Source organism: Ruegeria sp. CDSA034 (assembly GCF_059612275.1).
In genome coordinates, this window is record NZ_JBXWQH010000031.1 from 1 (window position 1) to 1975 (window position 1975).

General features: G+C 54.6%; 1 protein-coding gene and 1 pseudogene. Both read right to left on the reverse strand.

Annotation, left to right across the window (positions count from 1 at the left end; all coding sequences use genetic code 11):
- Positions 1-462 precede the first annotated feature (462 nt).
- Positions 463-1779 carry a TRAP transporter large permease gene (locus AC2FLJ_RS22765; protein ID WP_299353548.1) on the reverse strand — a complete coding sequence of 439 codons (1317 nt, stop codon included), beginning with the start codon at positions 1777-1779 and terminating at the stop codon, positions 463-465.
- Positions 1779-1975, reverse strand: a pseudogene (locus AC2FLJ_RS22770) (TRAP transporter small permease); the annotation flags it as partial. The gene AC2FLJ_RS22765 and the pseudogene AC2FLJ_RS22770, both read right to left, overlap by 1 nt.

Genomic DNA, 1975 nt, shown 5'->3' on the forward strand with positions numbered 1-1975 from the left:
AGAGCCCGGAGTAGACATAGTCAACGCCGACGCTCGCAGGTGCTGCAACTCCCGCTTACCGAGACCATCAGCCACACTGCAGAAAGAAAAGCTGCCGTTCGTTACGCCCTCAGAAATTGTCCCGCCACCGGTGTTTGACTGGGCGACTATGCAATCTTTGGCTGCAATTCCGGCAATCCGGCACTGAAAATGTCAGTCGCGCGGAACGCACCAAGGTTCTCGTACTTCTCTCTTTCAGCAGAGATCGCTGCCGAATGCATTGCAGTGAAGGCGAGAAATGCAGGACCTTTGTCGGAGCTGAGGAATAGCCCGTGCTGTAACCTCAATTGAATTTCGCAAAACAGATGTTGGAAGGCTAACCAATCTCTAACTAGGTTCGTTGAGCGCCGAACGCCGCGAGCCGTACGTTTTAACACGCCATATCAGAGAGTTGGTTAGCGTCCTTTTGGGAGGCACCACTCGCTAGTGCATAGAGTTTGGCAGGAACAGCACCAGTGTTGGTACAAGTACCAACACGGCCAAGCGGATGATGTCGACGACCCAGAATGGCGTGACGCCTTTGAAGATCGTTGCTGTCGACACGTTCCCAACAACGCCTTTGAGGACAAAGACATTCAATCCGACCGGTGGTGTAATCAGGCTGATTTCGGTGACGACGACAACAATGATGCCGAACCAGACCGGATCAAAGCCTAGGCTCGTGACCAGTGGAAAAAAGATCGGCACAGTCAGCAATAGCATCGAAAGGCTTTCGAAAACACATCCGAGGATGACATAGACGCCAAGGATCATCAGCATTACCGTCATTGGCCCCAGACCCGCAGAGGAAACCGTGGCGCGCAGCGCTTCCGGCAGGCCGGCAAGGTTCACAAAGTTTGAAAACACCCAGGCGCCGATCAGAACAGTAAACAGAGCGGCGGTCGTCTGGGCGGTTTCGATCAAGACCTGCATCGTTGCAGCAAAGCTGAGTCTGCGCCGCGAAAAAGCGATCAGAAAGGCTCCTGCCGCGCCCATACCTGCCGCCTCGGTCGGGGAAAATGTCAAATTCAGTGGCCAGAAGTCCAAAACTCCGTACAACCCGCCGATTACAATGAAGAACAACAGAAGTACCGCCCACACGCCTTTCAAAGCCTTGGCACGATCAACCCAGCTCGCGCGATCCCCGGCGGGGCCGGCCTCTGGGTTGCGCAGGATCGTGTAGCGCACTGCCGCAAGGTAAAGAACGACCCCGAGCAATCCCGGGATGATACCGGCGATGAACAATTTTCCGATGCTGGTTTCGGTCAGCAAACCATAGATAACAAGAATGACAGAGGGCGGTATAAGAATCCCCAACGTGCCCCCGGCGGCGATGGATGCCGTCGACAGGCTGTCAGCATAATTGTATTTGCGCATTTGAGGCATCGCGACTTTTGACATCGTGGCAGCAGTCGCCAGGGACGAGCCGCAGATGGCCGAAAATCCGGCACAAGCAACGATTGTCGCCATTGCCAGCCCACCTCGAAAGTGACCCATAAAGGCGTAAGATACCTGATACAATTCGCGCGACAGTCCGCCCTTATTCACGAAAAGCCCCATCAGGATGAACAGTGGGACAACCGACAGCCCGTAGTCCTGTGCGGTGTCTATGATCAACCGACCGACCATAGAAATCGAGGCACGAAACCCGCGCAGTTCAGCATAGCCGACAAACCCCACAAACCCCATTGCTATCGCAATCGGCATCCGCAGGAACACAAGGAAAAGGACCGCAGCCAGGCCAAGGATGGAAAACAGCATCAGAAGTTTGCCTTTGTTGGGGAAATTACTCGCGCGACGGCACGGGCAATGAAGGTGATTGCAGTGACAAGGGTGAAAACGGAGATGAACCAACCGACATAGTGTTGTGGTAGGTTGAGGTATTCGCTGACATCGCCGTATTCGCGCGCACGTTCGGCAAGTTCCCAGACCCGCTTTGCGGGCCACAACAGAAAGA

Bases quoted from the DNA above. Each gene is read 5' to 3' on its own strand.
- AC2FLJ_RS22765 (WP_299353548.1), bottom strand. From the start codon at position 1,779: ATGCTGTTTTCCATCCTTGGCCTGGCTGCGGTCCTTTTCCTTGTGTTC.